Origin of the sequence: Bdellovibrio bacteriovorus, assembly GCF_025558485.1 — a bacterium.
Classification (GTDB): Bacteria; Bdellovibrionota; Bdellovibrionia; order Bdellovibrionales; family Bdellovibrionaceae; genus Bdellovibrio; species Bdellovibrio bacteriovorus_G.
The window spans coordinates 3,108,055-3,123,075 of the sequence record NZ_CP102930.1; the positions used below are offsets into that span (position 1 = coordinate 3,108,055).

The following is a 15,021-nucleotide window of genomic DNA, read 5'->3' on the forward strand; positions in this document are numbered from 1 at the left end:
CGATGAGATCCATGGATCTGCAAACAATTGTCAATGTCACAGGCGGCAAAGTTCTAGGCCAAAAAGACACACAGTTTTCCGGGATCGGCACGGACACCCGTGCCAATTTGCAGGGCCAGCTGTTCATCGCTTTAAAGGGCGAGGCCTTTGATGCTCACACGTTTGTGGATAAAGCGGTGGAGCAGGGGGCGACCGGAGTTCTGGTGCACACGGAAAATGTTTTGACCGATGCCCTGAAAGACAAAGTCACGGTGATTCTGGTTCCGGACACCCTGAAGGCTTTGCAGCAGTTGGGCAATTGGGCGCGCCATCAGTCTTCGGCTCAAGTGGTGGGAATTACCGGGTCCAATGGTAAAACAACGACGAAAGAGTTCACCGCAGCCCTTGTGGGTTCTGCATTGAATGTTCACTACAACAAGGGAAGCTTCAATAATCATTGGGGAGTGCCGTTCACGTTGCTTCAGTTGCATCCGCAAAAGGATGTGGCCATCGTTGAAATGGGCATGAATCATGCGGGCGAACTGACTGAGTTGGTACATATTGCAGAACCGGATGTTGTCGTGTGCACAATGGTGGGACGAGCGCATATGGAATTCTTTGGCACGATCGAAAAGGTCGCTGAAGCCAAAGAGGAAATCTACGAAGCTGCCAGCGATAAAACCATTCGTATTTATAATCTGGACAATGAACAAACCCACAACATGTACGTCAAAGCGCGCGAGAAATTTCCAAAAGCGCGTATTCTGACTTTTTCCTCTGAAGATCCGCGCGCTGATGTTCATCTGATGATTTCTTCGATGAACATGAACGAAATTATGGTGAAAGGCGCCATTGGCGGAATGGAAAGTACAGCCCGCATTCAGGTTTTTGGTGCGCAGAATCTGACGAATCTGATGGCGGCGGCCTCTATCGGTCTGGCTGTCGGAATGACGCCGGATCAGGTGTGGGCAGGGCTGCCAGCGTGTAAAACCAACTGGGGTCGCAATCAACTGGTGCATTTGAAATCCGGTGCACAAATGATCTTTGATGCTTACAATGCCAACCCTGACAGCATGAAGGCTTTAATTGATAATATGAAGCTGTTGCAGGTATCTGGGCGCAAAGTGGGTGTCTTCGGCCAGATGCGTGAACTGGGAACGGCGTCTGCTTCTTTGCACGAAGAACTGGGTGCATGGGTGGGTAATGCCGGTTTTGATAAAGTGTACTTCATTGGCGATGATGCCCAGGCTTTTTCAAAAGGCCTGACTGAAGCCGGGTATAAAAATCCATCCGTGATTGAAAAAGATTATAAAGACAGCTCCGGTCAGGATCTGGCGAAGTTCCTGAAGCAAGGGGATATCGCTGTTGTTAAAGCCTCCCGCGGAACCAAGCTGGAACGCTTTGTCTTCCCATGCGAACCTTTGGATTTTACTGAGAAGCAATAATCCAAAGGTTCAGGATTCTTTTAAACACCGGCTTGCCCGACCAGATAGGCTGTTCTTTGCAGCAGGGGATTTGCAAGTAAATCTCCCAGCACCCAAGGGGCGTCGGACGATTCGTCTTTTTTCAGCATTTGATCCAGCAGAATCAGCATGTCTTCGGAAGTTACAATACCGACGACTTCATCTTCCTTGGTAATCAGGAAGGCTGAAACCTTTTCTTCAATCATCGCATCGACGACGCTTTTCATAGGAGCATCAATGGAAAATGTTTTGATCGGAGACGTCATCAGTTTTGCAACCGGAGTGTCTGCACTGGAGGAACGCAACAGATCGCGCTCTGAAAGCATGCCGATGATGTAGTCTTCGTCGGTATCCATCACAGGCAAGTGACGAATCCAGTAGTTAGTCATCAGACGAAGGGCCTCCGCCGCAGGGGCGTCCTTGTTTACAGTGATCAGCTTCCGTGTCATATGGTCTTTCAACGCAATTTTCACAACGACCTCCTTCAACACGTTTAGTTTAGCACTTCTTGAAGGTAAGAACATGATCTGTGTCACTTATCAGTTTTTTGATAAAACATAATAAAAACAATAACTTAACAAGTTTTTCTTGATTTTAGGCCAGCGAATGTGCTAAATCCTCTAAGTTCCTAGCAAATTTTAATTTTTAGGTCGCAACAGGGGATTAGCACAGCATGCTCTACCAATGGCTTTATTCGATGGCAGATGAGTTCTCGCCGCTGAATGTTTTCAGATATATCACCGTTAGAACTTTTATTGCCTTCTTCACAGCGTTTCTGCTGTGCTGGATGTGGGGCCCCCATTTTATCAAGCGTCTTCAGCTGAAACACTTCGGTCAGGCCATTCGTGACGATGGTCCTCAAACGCATAAGAAGAAAGCCGGGACTCCAACAATGGGTGGTGGTCTGATTCTGCTTTCCACGTTGATTCCGTGCCTGCTGTGGGTGGATATGATGAACCCGCTGGTGTGGGGTGTTCTGATTGTGACGTGGGGCTTTGGCTTGATCGGTTACATGGATGACTGGCTTAAGGTCAGCAAAAAGAACTCCAAAGGTCTGTCGGGAAAAATCCGTCTGGCCGGAGAGTTTTTAATCAGCGGTTTGGTGGTGGCAGCGTTGGTTCACTTTCATGGGATGAGCACGGCTGTGACAATTCCCTTTATGAAATCCGTGTCCATTGATCTGGGTTATTTCTATGTGGTGTTTGCCGCATTGGTGATTGTTGGAACTGCGAATGCAGTGAATCTGACAGACGGTCTGGATGGTCTGGCGATTGTTCCGGTTATGATCTCGGCAGCGACTTTGGGTTTGTTTGCCTATGTGACGGGGCACTTCTCGATTGCGAATTATCTGCAAATTCCTCACGTAATGGGTGCAGGGGAGCTGACTCCGGTGGCGGCGACCATCGTGGCGGCGGGCATGGGCTTTTTGTGGTTCAATGCCTATCCGGCGCAAGTGTTCATGGGTGATGTGGGTTCCCTGTCCTTGGGTGGATTCCTGGGCACGATGGCAGTTATCACTCAAAACGAACTGCTGATGCTTTTGCTTGGCGGTGTTTTCGTGGTGGAAGCCCTGTCCGTGATCACGCAGGTGATTTCATTTAAAATGACCGGGAAAAGGGTTTTCAAAATGGCTCCGATTCACCACCACTTTGAATTGGGTGGTTTGACGGAAACCAAGATCATCGTTCGTTTCTGGATCATTTCTATTTTATTAGCGGTTTTAAGTTTGGCCACTCTGAAGTTGAGGTAAGAAGATGTATAAAGAGTATAGTGATTTAAAAGATAAGCGCATTTTGGTTGTGGGCTTGGGGAAAACAGGTGTTTCTTTGGCGCACTTCCTGACCAAGTATGGCGCGCAAGTGACTGTGACAGATCACAAGTCCAAGCCGGAATTGTCGGCGCAGTTGGAACAACTGGGTGACTTGCCCATCAAGTTCGAGTTGGGCGGACACAGTCCGAAGACTTTCATTGCTCAGGATCTGGTGATTCTATCCCCGGGTGTTCCCAGCAATTTGAAAATCTTTGAATACGCTCGTTCCCAAGGGATCAAAATCACAGGTGAGTTTGAATTCTCTGCGGGCTTTATCAAAGAACCCATCATCGGTTTGACCGGCACAAATGGTAAAACCACAGTGGCAAAAATCACTGAGGCGATCCTGACTGAATCCGGCGTGAAAACCTGGGTGGGCGGCGCAAATGAAAAGCCTCTGGTGGATTATCTGCGTTTGGATGAAAAAGCTCAGGTGGTGATAGCGGAAGTTTCCAGCTTCATGCTTGAACACTGTGACACTTTCAATCCGGGCAATATCGTGTTCACGAACCTTGCGGAAAATCACCTGGATCGTTACCGTTCCATGGAAGAATACGTGAATGCCAAACGCCGTATCTTCAAAAACACAAATCAGGCAACAACCAGCATTCTGAATGCAGATGACAACGCGGTGGTGGAACTGGCGCGTGATCCGGCGGTTCAGCGCGGTCGTATTTTCTACTTCTCTCGCAAACCGGCTTTGGAACCACAAATCATGAACATCGGTGGCGCCGTGAATATCGGCGATGAAATCCGTGTTCGCACCGGTCCAGAGATCGAAAGCTTCAATATCAAAGGCATGAAAATGCGCGGTAAACATTCCGTGGAAAACGTCATGGCGGCGATTTTGGCATCCCGTGAACACGGGGCGACTCGTGAAGCGGTTCAGAAAGTTATCAATACTTTCGCAGGTCTTCCACACCGCATCGAATACGTGCGTAAAGTGGGCGGAGTGATGTTCTACAACGACTCTAAAGCCACCAACGTGCATGCGGTTTTGCGTGCCCTGGACACTTTCGATGAAAACGTGATCTTAATTGCAGGTGGTAAGGATACAAATCTGAACTACGAGCCTTTGCGCACGTCCGTAAAACGCAAGGTGAAAACCTTGATCTTGGTCGGGGAAGCGAAAGAACGCATCAATCGCGACCTTGGTGACTTCTCTGAAACCTTCCTGATCGGTACGTTTGAGGAGGCGGTTTTGATCGCTTACCAAAAGTCGAGAATCGGTGACGTGGTTCTGCTTTCTCCGGGTTGTTCAAGCTTTGACATGTTTGACAGTTTTGAAGAACGCGGCGAGTATTTTAAAGAAATCGTGAGAAAGTTTCACTGATAAGAAACCAGCAAAGGGCCTCGAGGATGAGGCCCTTTGAGTATCCGCACTGTATTTGCCAGGAGGGCTTTGTGTCTCGTCATTTCCTTTTATTGATTCCCGCTTCCGCTTTACTTCTTTCCGGCTGTGCTTCCGGAACTTTCAAAGCCCGTCAGCAAGAACGTGAAAGACTGGCTGCCTCTTCCGGCATGTATTGTGAATTTGTCAGTGGCGATCTTTTCCCGGATCTGGATGTGGAACTAAGCATGTCCATGGCCAAACGCTGCGATGCCAGCAAGAACTTCACTGTGACCAACTACAAAAACTCCTCTGATCATTCGGGTGTTATTTACTGCTGTGCCACAGCCAACCGTTCTGAAAGAAGAGCGGCTGTGAAAAAGCCAGCCCCCGCAGCGCCGGTGAAGTCTGAAACAGCGGATTCTGACGCTGAAGTTGTCTCTGAATAAGCGGGTCCAGCTTTTTTTACAGTCATAGACGATAAAATGGATTCTTGATTAAACTAAAGGTCGGGAGTCCATTTTTATGTTGAGATATCTGTCCAGCAGCCTGTTCCTTGCCATCATCACTCTTTTGGGAATAGGTCTTGTTCAAGTTTATTCTTCCAGTTTTATTTTCGCGATCGAATCTTACGGAGACGGTCTTTTCTTCTTCAAGCGACAACTGATTTTCGCGGTGCTGGCGATGGCGGTGCTAGTGGGAACGATCCATATTCCTTTCCGCTATATTGAAAAACATGGCTGGCTGTTGTGGCTGGCGGCGACCTTCGGTATTCTGGCCACCTTCATCCCGGGACTGGGTGTGCGTGTGGGTGGGGCGATCCGCTGGATTCAACTGCCATTCGGTGTGCGTTTTGAACCCGGAGAGCTTTTAAAAATTGCCTTCAGTATCGGTTTTGCCAGCTTGTTGTGCCGTCAGGAAAATTTTCTGGGCCGGGTGAAATGGCATTGGCTGATTCTGGCATTGATTGCTCCGCTGGGGCTGTTGTTGAAACAACCTGACTTTGGAACTTTTGCGATCATCCTGATGGTCGGCGTGACTTTGCTGTTCGCATTCGGTTTGCAGTGGAAATACATCGCGGGTGCTATCGCGGTGATGATTCCGGCATTTTATTTTTTGGTGATGTCTGTGCCTTACCGTCGCGCTCGTGTGCTGGCCTTCCTTGATCCTTGGGCGGACCCGGCGCAAAAAGGCTTTCAGGTGATTCAAAGTATGCTGAGCTTCCATTCCGGCGGTTTGACCGGAGCGGGTTTGGGGCAGGGGCAGGGGAAACTGTTCTTCCTTCCTGAAGCGCACACGGATTTCACGCTGGCGGTTCTGGGAGAGGAAATGGGCTTCATCGGATTTATTCTGATTCTGGCCCTGTACGGATTTGTGGTCTTCCGCGGAATGCAGATTGCGGTCAAAGCTGAGGAGCCATTCAAAAGAGCTTTGGCTTTGGGATTGTCAGTGACATTTGGTTTGAGTGTCTTTATCAATGCAGGTGTTGTGATGGGCTTGCTTCCGACCAAAGGTTTGACCTTGCCGTTCCTAAGTTACGGCGGTAGTTCTTTGGTGTCCCTGTGCTTTATGTTTGGTCTGATTCTGAACATCGAGAATTCATTTGAAGAGGACAAGTTTTCCCGTCGCTTCGGTTCTCGTTGGACGACATCAAAGGTGAATAGTAAATGACTTCTAAGAAAACCATCGTGATCGCCGGGGGAGGAACTGGCGGACACATTTATCCGGGCATTGCGATTGCCCGGGCGCTACAGAAAATGGACCCCGAACTGGAAATTCACTTCGTGGGCACCAATCAAGGCCTGGAGGGAAAAATTGTTCCCCGTGAAGGCTTCCCTCTGCACTTTATTGAATCTGGAAAATTAAATGTTAAAAGCCCGGTGCAAAGACTTAAAACTTTGCTGAAAATCCCCTTGGGGTTGTGGCAGTCCATCCGTTTGCTGGGGCAGTTAAAACCTTTGTATGTGATCGGTGTGGGCGGTTATGCCTCCGGTCCTTTTGTGTTAGCTGCCAGTTTTATCGGCTTTAATACTGCAGTGTGGGAACCTAACGCAATGCCGGGAATGGCTAATCGTCTTCTATCCCGTTTTGTGGATAAGTGTTTCGTGGTCTTTGACGAAGCTAAAAAGTATCTGAAAAACAGTCAGATCATTCAAGCGGGCATGCCGGTACGGGCCGAAATAGAAAGTGCCGTTCATCAAAGTTCCCAGAATGAAAAGTTCCATCTGCTGGCTTTTGGCGGCAGTCAGGGCTCGCGCGTTTTGAACAACTGTCTTAGTGACGCGGTGATGGCCGGAGGAGCTTGGGTTCAGAACCTGTCTGTGGTTCATCAGGTGGGTTCGGCAGACATTAAAACCATTACGGAAAAATATCAAAAAGGCACTCCTTGCGAGGTTCAGCCCTTTGAGTTTATCTACGACATGGCCAAATATTATCAGTGGGCGGATATCATTGTCTGCCGTGGTGGTGCCAGCTCTATTGCAGAGGCCGCAGCTTTTGGAATTATTCCGATCATTATCCCACTTCCTGCTGCGGATAATCATCAGCAGAAGAATGCGGAAAGTCTGGTGGAAAAGAATGCGGGCCGCATGATCTTGCAGAAAGATTTAACTCCGGAAAGGTTGATTTCAGAAGTCCAATCTTTGCGCGCTGATAAAGCTTTGCGTGATCAAATGGTTCGGAATATAAAGAGTTTCTATATCCCTCAATCTGCGACGGTGATCGCAAAGGAAATTCTGCAATGAAATTACAGCACGCTAAATTTCACTTCGTCGGCATCGGCGGTATCGGTATGTGCGGCCTTGCGGAGCTTCTGCACAATATCGGCGCGAAAGTGTCCGGCAGTGACATGGCGGAAAACGCCAATACCGAGCGTCTGAAAGAACTGGGTGTTAAAGTTTTTAAAGGCCACGCGGCTGCCAATGTGGGGGACGCGGATGTGGTGGTGTATTCCAGCGCGATTCAGTACGGAAACCCCGAGATTTCAGAAGCCCGCGCCCGTCAGATTCCTCTGATTCCTCGTGCCGAGGCTTTGGCTGAAATCATGCGCTTGAAGCGCGGTATTGCGGTGGCGGGAACGCACGGCAAGACGACAACGACCTCCATGACATCGGCGATTTTCCTGGAAGCGAATTTAAGCCCGACGATCGTTATCGGCGGTCGTTTTGAGCTGATTAAATCCACCGCGATGCTGGGTTCTGGCGAATGGCTGGTGGCCGAGGCCGACGAATCTGACGGCAGCTTCCACAAGTTGTCCCCAGAAATTGCCATTATCACCAATATTGATTCAGACCATCTGGAGCATTTTAAAACCTTTGAAAATGTGCAAAAGTCCTTCCATGACTTTGCCTTGAAAGTTCCTTTCTATGGCAAGGTGATTGTGTGCGGAGATGACCCTTTGGTTCGTCAGATCTTTGAAAACTTCCCGAAACGTATTTTGTTCTATGGCTTTGATGAAAAGAACGATCTGGTGGTTTCCGGAGAACAGGGGCACTATGCGGTTCATCGCCATGACCGTCTGCTGGGCACAAAACATCTGGTTGGTGAGTTTGGCCTGAAGGTTCCAGGGCGTCACAATGCTTTAAATGCGGTGGCGGCGATCTGTGCGGGTGTGGCGGCGGGGGTTCCGTTTGCAACTTGTGCAAAAGGTCTGCAACGCTATGAAGGTGTGGATCGTCGATTCCACTTCAAGGGCGAGAAAAAAGGCATCAAGGTTTACGACGATTACGGACATCATCCCACAGAAGTGCGTGCGGTATTGCAGGCCTTCCGTGAAAAGTATCCGCAACAGCGACTGGTGGTTTTCTTCCAGCCGCATCGTTATTCACGCACTCAGCACTGCTGGCATGATTTCACCACGGCATTTATGGAAGCTGATGAGGTCCTGCTGACAGATATTTATCCGGCTGGAGAAGCTCCAATTCCGGGTGTGACCAGTGAAAAACTGGCGCAGGAAATGAAGCACGAACATGCTCACTATTTTGTGCGCGATGAAAAAGCGACACAAAAAATTCTGGGGATGTTGAAAGAGGGCGATGTCTTTGTCACCCTCGGTGCCGGAGATGGCTGGAAACTGGGGCTGGATGTCCTGAACCACCTGTAAAATTTTACTTCAAACGATTCATACAATTCCAGTTGGCCTTGAAGCGATTGCCTTGAATTTTCATCGAGGACGCCAGGGCCAGACACTCGGAACGGCTTAGTTGGTTTTGTTGGGACAGTTTGGACCAGCAGAACCAGCGAACATCATCCGAGTTTTCCGGATCGGGGATATAGTCGGCAGAGGCCAGGCAAGCCCCCAAATGAATGTCTTTTTCAAAGCGGGTCAGACAGCTCCAGGCAATGCCGGTCACACTTTGAGTTTCAAACTGACCGGCAAATTCATGACATTTCACCGGGGAATCGATCACGGTTTCGTAGCTGTTATAGCAGCCCCAGCGTGCACCATCGCGGTCGGAACTGTCCGGGCGGGAAGCGGCACTTTGTAAGCAGGCCTGCACATCGGCACTTAACCATTCCGTCGGACTGTTTAATCCCGTGCTGTATTTTAGTTCAAGGCGATCCCGGCGCGGCCATTGGGTGGAAACCTTTGTGAGTTCGCGATAGTCCTGTGAATGGAAATGGCCCTTCAGTGCACGCAGGGATTCACGGCGCAGAGAGGGGTCTGAACTATACATCATTTCCTTCAGCAGGCTTTCCACACCCATATCATAGCTGCCGAAACATTGGCTTAGGCGGGGGATGAACTGATAAGCCTCCGGGGAGGTGCGCAGCCATGCGGATTTCAGTTCGATGTTTTTAAGCTGATCTTTCATGGCACAGAATTGGTCTGTTACGATAAAGTTCAACCCTTCATTCAGGCGCTGGCGAATCATTTGTTCCTGCTGGTCAAATTTCACGACTTCAGGAATCAATCCCAATTGCGCTTGCAGGTCCACGATCTGTACTTTCATTTTTAATGGCAAAGAACGGGCAATGCTCAGCTCGGTGAAGAAGGATTCAAAATTACGACGAACTTCTGTGGAATTTTCCAGAGTTTCCTTCAGCATCATCATAAATACCGGATTTTCGGTGGCTTCCAGCAGGGGCTCGTAATATTTTTTTAAATGAAGTTTTTTCGACAGAAACGTGATGGCGTCCTGATTGTGATTTGGGCTGTTGGAAAACGCATTGCACGTCAGGGTTTTATAGTTCTGATCCAGTTCCTTGCGGGGTTCCACAATGCGATAGCTGCTGCCAGCAAAAAGTTTGTTCAGGCGTGCGGTGTCCGGGCCTTTGCTAAAGAAGATTTCCGCGTTGGTTCCGCGCAGGGCCTGACGCAGTAAAGGACCTGCGACTTTCCCCAAGGGGCCCGTGCTGGCAAACCCATGCAGGCGTTCGGCGTGGGGGAATGCGGACGCAAAGATCTGACTGATGCTCATGCCAAAATCAGAATAACGGGAAAAAGCCACACGTTCCGCCAAGTCGCGAGGGAAGCCGTTTTTGATAAGTACTTCCACGTATTCTTCAATGGATCTTTTGTCGCGGGTTTTGGTTGCCAGTGTGTTACAGCCCATCAGGAAGACATCTTTGGGTTTTTTCAGAATTCCCGGGCAGGAATTGGAACAGCTTAAGCGTTCCAGTTCTTTCAGATCCAAAGTGGTGCTGACGCCTTCACCGAAAAAGACCCCGCCAAAATGACCGGAGACCAGCAGCACATCGCATTCGATACCGGCATTGCAGGCTTGTTGCAGCCAGTATGGATTTTTGTTCTGAGTTGGAACCAGTTCAATGATCTCGACTTTTTCTGAAGCATAAAGGTCTTGCAGGACCTGCTTTTCATCAGCCGAGTTCAGCGTCATGGTGCAGATTTTTTTAGTGCCGGCCTGACTGCAAACAGTCAGCAGGGTGAACAGCGCATTTATGAAAATAAGCCACATTGGTTTCATGCCCAGACAGGGTGCAAGATTCTGTCCACTTACGGAGGGAAATTAAAGGCTTACGGTCGTCTATGGCCTGAGCAAGTGACGAAGAGGGGCGGGGAAATAAAAAAAGGGCGTCTCGTTTTGAGACACCCCTTTTCTTTTAGGAAACCTTGTTCAGAGGCAGAAGGTCTTCATGGCTTGGTGCGGGCCGGGAAGGCCGTGCCACAGGCGGCGGTGTCTTTCTGGTGGTCATCGCCGGTGGCGGAGTCTGAGACGGCGCTATTTGTTTCTGACCTTCCACGATTGAGATCAGTTCCTGCACCATCACGTGCATTTGCTGGGATCTGTCTGACAGAACTTCCGCTGCCGAAGCACATTCACTTGCGGCAGAGGCGTTGTTCTGGGTCACCCGATCCAGTTCGTTGATGGACATGTTAATGGAAGTCACCCCTTGGGATTGTTCGCTGCTGGCTGTGGAAATTTCAATATTCAAGGCGGTCAGCTTTTCGATCTGAAGAACAATTTCATTCAGCATTGTGCCGCTGGCCTGAACCACTTCATGGCCGCCTTCAATTTTTTCCACACTGTCCTGAATCAGGTCGGCAATCTCTTTGGCAGAGGTCGCACTTCTTTGAGCCAGAGCACGCACGGCTTCGGCAACAACGGCAAAGCCTTTGCCCTGTTCCCCGGCGCGAGCAGCTTCGACGGCGGCGTTCAAAGCCAGAAGATTTGTTTGGAAGGCGATATCGTCGATCACGGAAATAATTTCCTCGATTTTTTTTGAGCTTTTGGCGATTTCGTCCATGGACTGAATCAGTTTTTCCACTTCATCTTTGCCGTTACGCGCTTTTACCTGAGCGGTTTCTGCCAGGACGCGGGCTTCGTTGGTGTGTCCCGCATTCAGCTTGATCATGCTGGACATTTCCTCGGTCGCGGCCGTGGTTTGTTCAATCGAGGATGCCGCAGTGGTTGCCGCTGTGCTTAGATCCTGCGAGGACTTGGAAATTTCCTGACTTGCCTGCGCAACGCCGGTTCCGGTTTCCTGCAATTTTTCAGCGATACCGGAAAGCGCTTTCATTGGTTTTTTCAAAATCAGATACGACAGCGCCAGTGTCAGCAAAGACAGGCTGGCGGACCACAGGATGATGTACCAAGTAGCGTCTGTGGCTGCGGCCTGAATCTTTTCTTTGGTGGAAATAACGGCGAAGCCACCGTGCAATTTGCCGTCGCTCCAGTTTTCCATGGGGTAACCCAGAATGTCCTTGCCGTTTTTCCACGGGGATTTTTCAGGGGCACCATGACAGGTCATGCAACCCTGAGCCTCGGTCAGACGCACGGGACGATACACGATGATTTCATTTTCAGTCGTGGCCGTAAGTTCCTGAAGTTTGGGGTCTGCTTCAAATTTTTTCAGAATGGCCATTTCCGCTTCAGTAGCGCGGTTGTCGGCGTTGCGGGGTTCGTCGGAAAAGATTCTGAATTTATAGCCTTCCTGCTCGGCCCCTTCGGCGCCGACTTTCATTGCGGCAAAGATCGGAACCTGTTTTAGAATTGTCAGTTTCGCATCTTTGGGAAGATTGCCATCGGGATGCTCCTGAAGAGCTTTTTCCACGCTGGCGTCCAGACCGCCCTGGGAAGCGATGTAGGAACGAACGGCCTCCAGACGTGAAAGAATCGCCTGGGACTTTTCAATCAGCTGGATTTCGCCTTGCGAATAAATGCGGGACGATGAAATGAACACCGCGGCCGCAGTACAGATAATGCAGGCGATAGCGATATTCAGCATAACCTTTGTATTGAACTTCATAGAATGAACCTCGCGTTCAAAAATGATTTGAGGTCCTTATCGGAGAAGCTTTGGTAATCTTCCTTACAAGTGTGATATGTGATCTGTACGATGCGGAAATCTAGTGGTTAGCCCCGGACGACAATCACCGGAACGGGTGACTTTGCAATCATGTCCCGCAGGTTACTGCCCAATAGAGAGGTGAACAAACCCCCACTGCTATCGTCTCCCATACAAAGCAGATCCATCGAATCTTTGGTGCTGGAAAGAAGGGTTTCCACAAACGGAGTTTTTTCCATTTCGATATAACTTTCGCAGTTGATGCCTTTGGCTTTCAAACGGGTCACGCGTTTTTCCATGGAGGCCACCGCATCTTTTTTAATATCGTCAAAGATGGAATCAATGCTTGGTGTTGCTTCCCCGGAAGCGAAAACATATTGCTCCACTGTGCGCAGGGTTTCTGCGGCGGAATGATAAAGCAGAACCTTGGCACCCAGACGTTTGGCCAGACTGACGCCATAGGTTTCAGCCGCCCGGCATTTTTTTGTCAGATCGGTGGCGATCACAATGCGCAGTTCTTTCTTTTCTGAAAGGGCATATTGGTCGTTCTGTGTGCCTGGGCCTAAAATAAAGACCGGTCTTTTTACAGAGCGCACAACTTCTTCCGCAACGCTGCCTAGGAAGAAGCGATCCATGCCACTTAAAGCGCGTGATCCCAGAATCAGAGCTTCGATGTTGTGAGAGTCTTTAAGGGCGCTGGAAATTTCCCGTAAAGGGGAGCCGAACTTGACGATCAGTTTACCGGGGCGGGTGAAGCTTTTCATTACCGGCGCCAGTTGTTGGGATTTCTGTGTGATCAGTTTGGCTTTTTCGCCGGCATTCAGTGACAGACGACCTGGAATGTCTTTTAGAGTTTTGACATAGATCAAATCCACCGGGCATTGCAGGCGGACAGAAAGGTCCGAGGCAAATTTACGATTCACCTGAGATCGTCGCAGTGTAACGTCGTCTTTGCCCTCAAGCTCATCGGCGATCAGAAGTGAATGGGAACTCATGGCTAGCCTCCTTCGTCGTACTTGAAGGATAGCACTTTAAGTTCCCCGGTCCATGATTCAGATCATATTTGAGACAAAGATATGCTTTTACGCCGACTGTTGTTGCTTTCCTGTAATAATAACGTTGAGTTGCTGGACTGCTTCTTCCATCACAGATGACTGACGCGTAAGCTCTTCGGAGGCCGCGGCACATTCTTCTGCGGCGGCGGCATTGGCCTGCGTGATCTTGTCCATGTCATTCAGCGCGCGATTGATCTGAGTGATCCCTTGTTCCTGCTCTCCGCTGGCAGAGGAAATCTCTATATTCAAAGACGACAGTTGTTCAATCGTTGTGACAATCTCTTTTAAAGATTCGGCGCTGGAACGAACCACCTCATGTCCGGTTTCGATCTTTTCCACGCTGTCGTTGATCAGGTGGGAAATTTCTTTGGCGGAAGTGGCGCTTCGCTGTGCCAGACTGCGCACGGCTTCTGCGACAACAGCAAAACCTTTTCCGTGTTCACCGGCACGTGCGGCTTCAACGGAAGCGTTCAGAGCCAGAAGATTTGTCTGAAAGGCGATGTCATCAATGACCGTGATAATTTCCTCAATTTTTTTAGAGCTTGCAGAGATATCATCCATGGAGGCTGTCAGCTTGTGCACTTCGCTTTCGCCAAGGCGCGCTTTTTCCTGTGCCGTTTGGGCCAGATCGCGGGCCTGATTGGCATGCTGACTGTTCATTTTCACCATGCTGGAAACTTCTTCTGTGGATGCGGAGGTTTCCTCGATGGAAGCGGCCGCTTTCACCGCAGAGTCACTGAGGTTCTGGCTGGAGGTGAAGATCTCGTTGCCAGTGGTGGAAACCTGAGTTCCGGCGGTATTGAGTTTGCCAATGGCTGTCAGCAGGGCGTTCAAAGGTGAACGTAGCAGAACATAAGACGCGACCAGAATGGACAGCGTGATCAGCAGAGCCCACATTAAAATGGAAGTCGTGGTGCTGGTCGCAGCTGTTGCTACGCCGTCCGTGGAGGACGTGACAGCAAACACACCGTGCAGTTTTCCGTCCTTCCAGTTTTCCATCGGGAAACCCAGAATGTCTTTGCCATTTCCCCAGGGGCTGTTTGTCGGATTTCCGTGGCACAGCAGGCAGCCCTGGGCTTCTGACAGGCGCACCGGACGATACACGACCACCTGCTGATTATCGCCTTCGATGATTTCCTTTAGTTCCGGATTGGCTTCAAAGCGTTTTAGAATTTCCAGTTCGGAAGTGGAGGCTTTGTTTTCCTCGCGGCGGGGAGCGGCTGAAAAAACGCGGAACTTGTATCCATCCTGTTCGGCATTTTCAAAACCCACCACGATAGAGGCAAAGATCGGAACTTTGCGCAGAAGACTTTTGCGCACATCCTCTGGCAGTTTGCCATCGGGATATGCTTCAACCGTGCGTGTGAAGTCGGCCTGAAGTTTGTCGCTAAGGGCGATGTAAGAGCGGATGGATTCCAGACGTGAAAGAATCGCGCGGGATTTATCAACCAGTTGATCGCGCCCTTGCTGGTGAATTTTTGAATAGGAGATACCAACGGCGGCGATAGTGCAGATCACACAAGATATTGCCACGTTAAGAATCACTTTGCTGCCAAACTTCATGATGGAACTCCTTTGCCTCCTTTGTATCGGTGAACATTACAAAAACAATATAGTTCCAAACTCGTATTCCCG

At 49.7% G+C, this 15,021-nt stretch carries 12 protein-coding genes; 7 read left to right on the plus strand and 5 right to left on the minus strand.

Annotation, left to right across the window (positions count from 1 at the left end; genetic code table 11):
- Positions 1–2 precede the first annotated feature (2 nt).
- Positions 3–1,424 (plus strand): UDP-N-acetylmuramoyl-tripeptide--D-alanyl-D-alanine ligase, encoded by a 1,422-nt coding sequence (locus EZJ49_RS15260; RefSeq protein WP_262553113.1) that lies wholly within the window; start codon positions 3–5, stop codon positions 1,422–1,424.
- Between the two features lie 20 nt (positions 1,425–1,444).
- On the opposite strand, the gene EZJ49_RS15265 is transcribed toward EZJ49_RS15260, so the two are convergent.
- Complete coding sequence (locus EZJ49_RS15265; RefSeq protein WP_262553115.1) at positions 1,445–1,915, minus strand: HPP family protein; 471 nt, start codon at positions 1,913–1,915, stop codon at positions 1,445–1,447.
- Between the two features lie 200 nt (positions 1,916–2,115).
- Here EZJ49_RS15265 and mraY point away from each other — a divergent pair, with 200 nt between their 5' ends.
- From mraY to murC, 6 genes are all read left to right on the plus strand, one after another.
- The gene (mraY, locus tag EZJ49_RS15270; RefSeq protein WP_262553117.1) at positions 2,116–3,192 is read left to right on the plus strand and encodes a phospho-N-acetylmuramoyl-pentapeptide-transferase; all 1,077 of its coding nucleotides are present in this window, start codon (positions 2,116–2,118) and stop codon (positions 3,190–3,192) included.
- Between the two features lie 4 nt (positions 3,193–3,196).
- The gene (gene murD / locus EZJ49_RS15275; RefSeq protein WP_262553118.1) at positions 3,197–4,585 is read left to right on the plus strand and encodes a UDP-N-acetylmuramoyl-L-alanine--D-glutamate ligase; all 1,389 of its coding nucleotides are present in this window, start codon (positions 3,197–3,199) and stop codon (positions 4,583–4,585) included.
- Positions 4,586–4,656: 71 nt separating this feature from the next.
- Entirely contained in the window at positions 4,657–5,031 is a 375-nt protein-coding gene (locus EZJ49_RS15280; protein ID WP_262553119.1) for a hypothetical protein, read from the plus strand.
- A gap of 76 nt (positions 5,032–5,107) precedes the next feature.
- The gene (gene ftsW / locus EZJ49_RS15285; protein WP_262553120.1) at positions 5,108–6,253 is read left to right on the plus strand and encodes a putative lipid II flippase FtsW; all 1,146 of its coding nucleotides are present in this window, start codon (positions 5,108–5,110) and stop codon (positions 6,251–6,253) included.
- Complete coding sequence (gene murG / locus EZJ49_RS15290; RefSeq protein ID WP_262553121.1) at positions 6,250–7,326, plus strand: undecaprenyldiphospho-muramoylpentapeptide beta-N-acetylglucosaminyltransferase; 1,077 nt, start codon at positions 6,250–6,252, stop codon at positions 7,324–7,326. Before ftsW ends, murG begins: the two co-directional genes overlap by 4 nt.
- On the plus strand, positions 7,323–8,684 hold the full coding sequence (gene murC / locus EZJ49_RS15295; protein ID WP_262553123.1) for a UDP-N-acetylmuramate--L-alanine ligase: 1,362 nt from the start codon (positions 7,323–7,325) through the stop codon (positions 8,682–8,684). Before murG ends, murC begins: the two co-directional genes overlap by 4 nt.
- A gap of 4 nt (positions 8,685–8,688) precedes the next feature.
- Here the strand turns inward: murC and EZJ49_RS15300 are convergent, their stop codons facing one another.
- The 4 genes from EZJ49_RS15300 to EZJ49_RS15315 all read right to left on the minus strand — a co-directional run bounded on the left by EZJ49_RS15300 (position 8,689) and on the right by EZJ49_RS15315 (position 14,949).
- Complete coding sequence (locus EZJ49_RS15300) at positions 8,689–10,509, minus strand: hypothetical protein (RefSeq protein ID WP_262553124.1); 1,821 nt, start codon at positions 10,507–10,509, stop codon at positions 8,689–8,691.
- A 136-nt stretch (positions 10,510–10,645) separates the two neighbouring features.
- On the minus strand, positions 10,646–12,292 hold the full coding sequence (locus EZJ49_RS15305; RefSeq protein WP_262553126.1) for a methyl-accepting chemotaxis protein: 1,647 nt from the start codon (positions 12,290–12,292) through the stop codon (positions 10,646–10,648).
- A 107-nt stretch (positions 12,293–12,399) separates the two neighbouring features.
- Entirely contained in the window at positions 12,400–13,326 is a 927-nt protein-coding gene (locus tag EZJ49_RS15310) for a universal stress protein (RefSeq protein ID WP_262553127.1), read from the minus strand.
- Between the two features lie 87 nt (positions 13,327–13,413).
- Complete coding sequence (locus tag EZJ49_RS15315; RefSeq protein ID WP_262553128.1) at positions 13,414–14,949, minus strand: methyl-accepting chemotaxis protein; 1,536 nt, start codon at positions 14,947–14,949, stop codon at positions 13,414–13,416.
- Between the last annotated feature and the right edge of the window lie 72 nt (positions 14,950–15,021).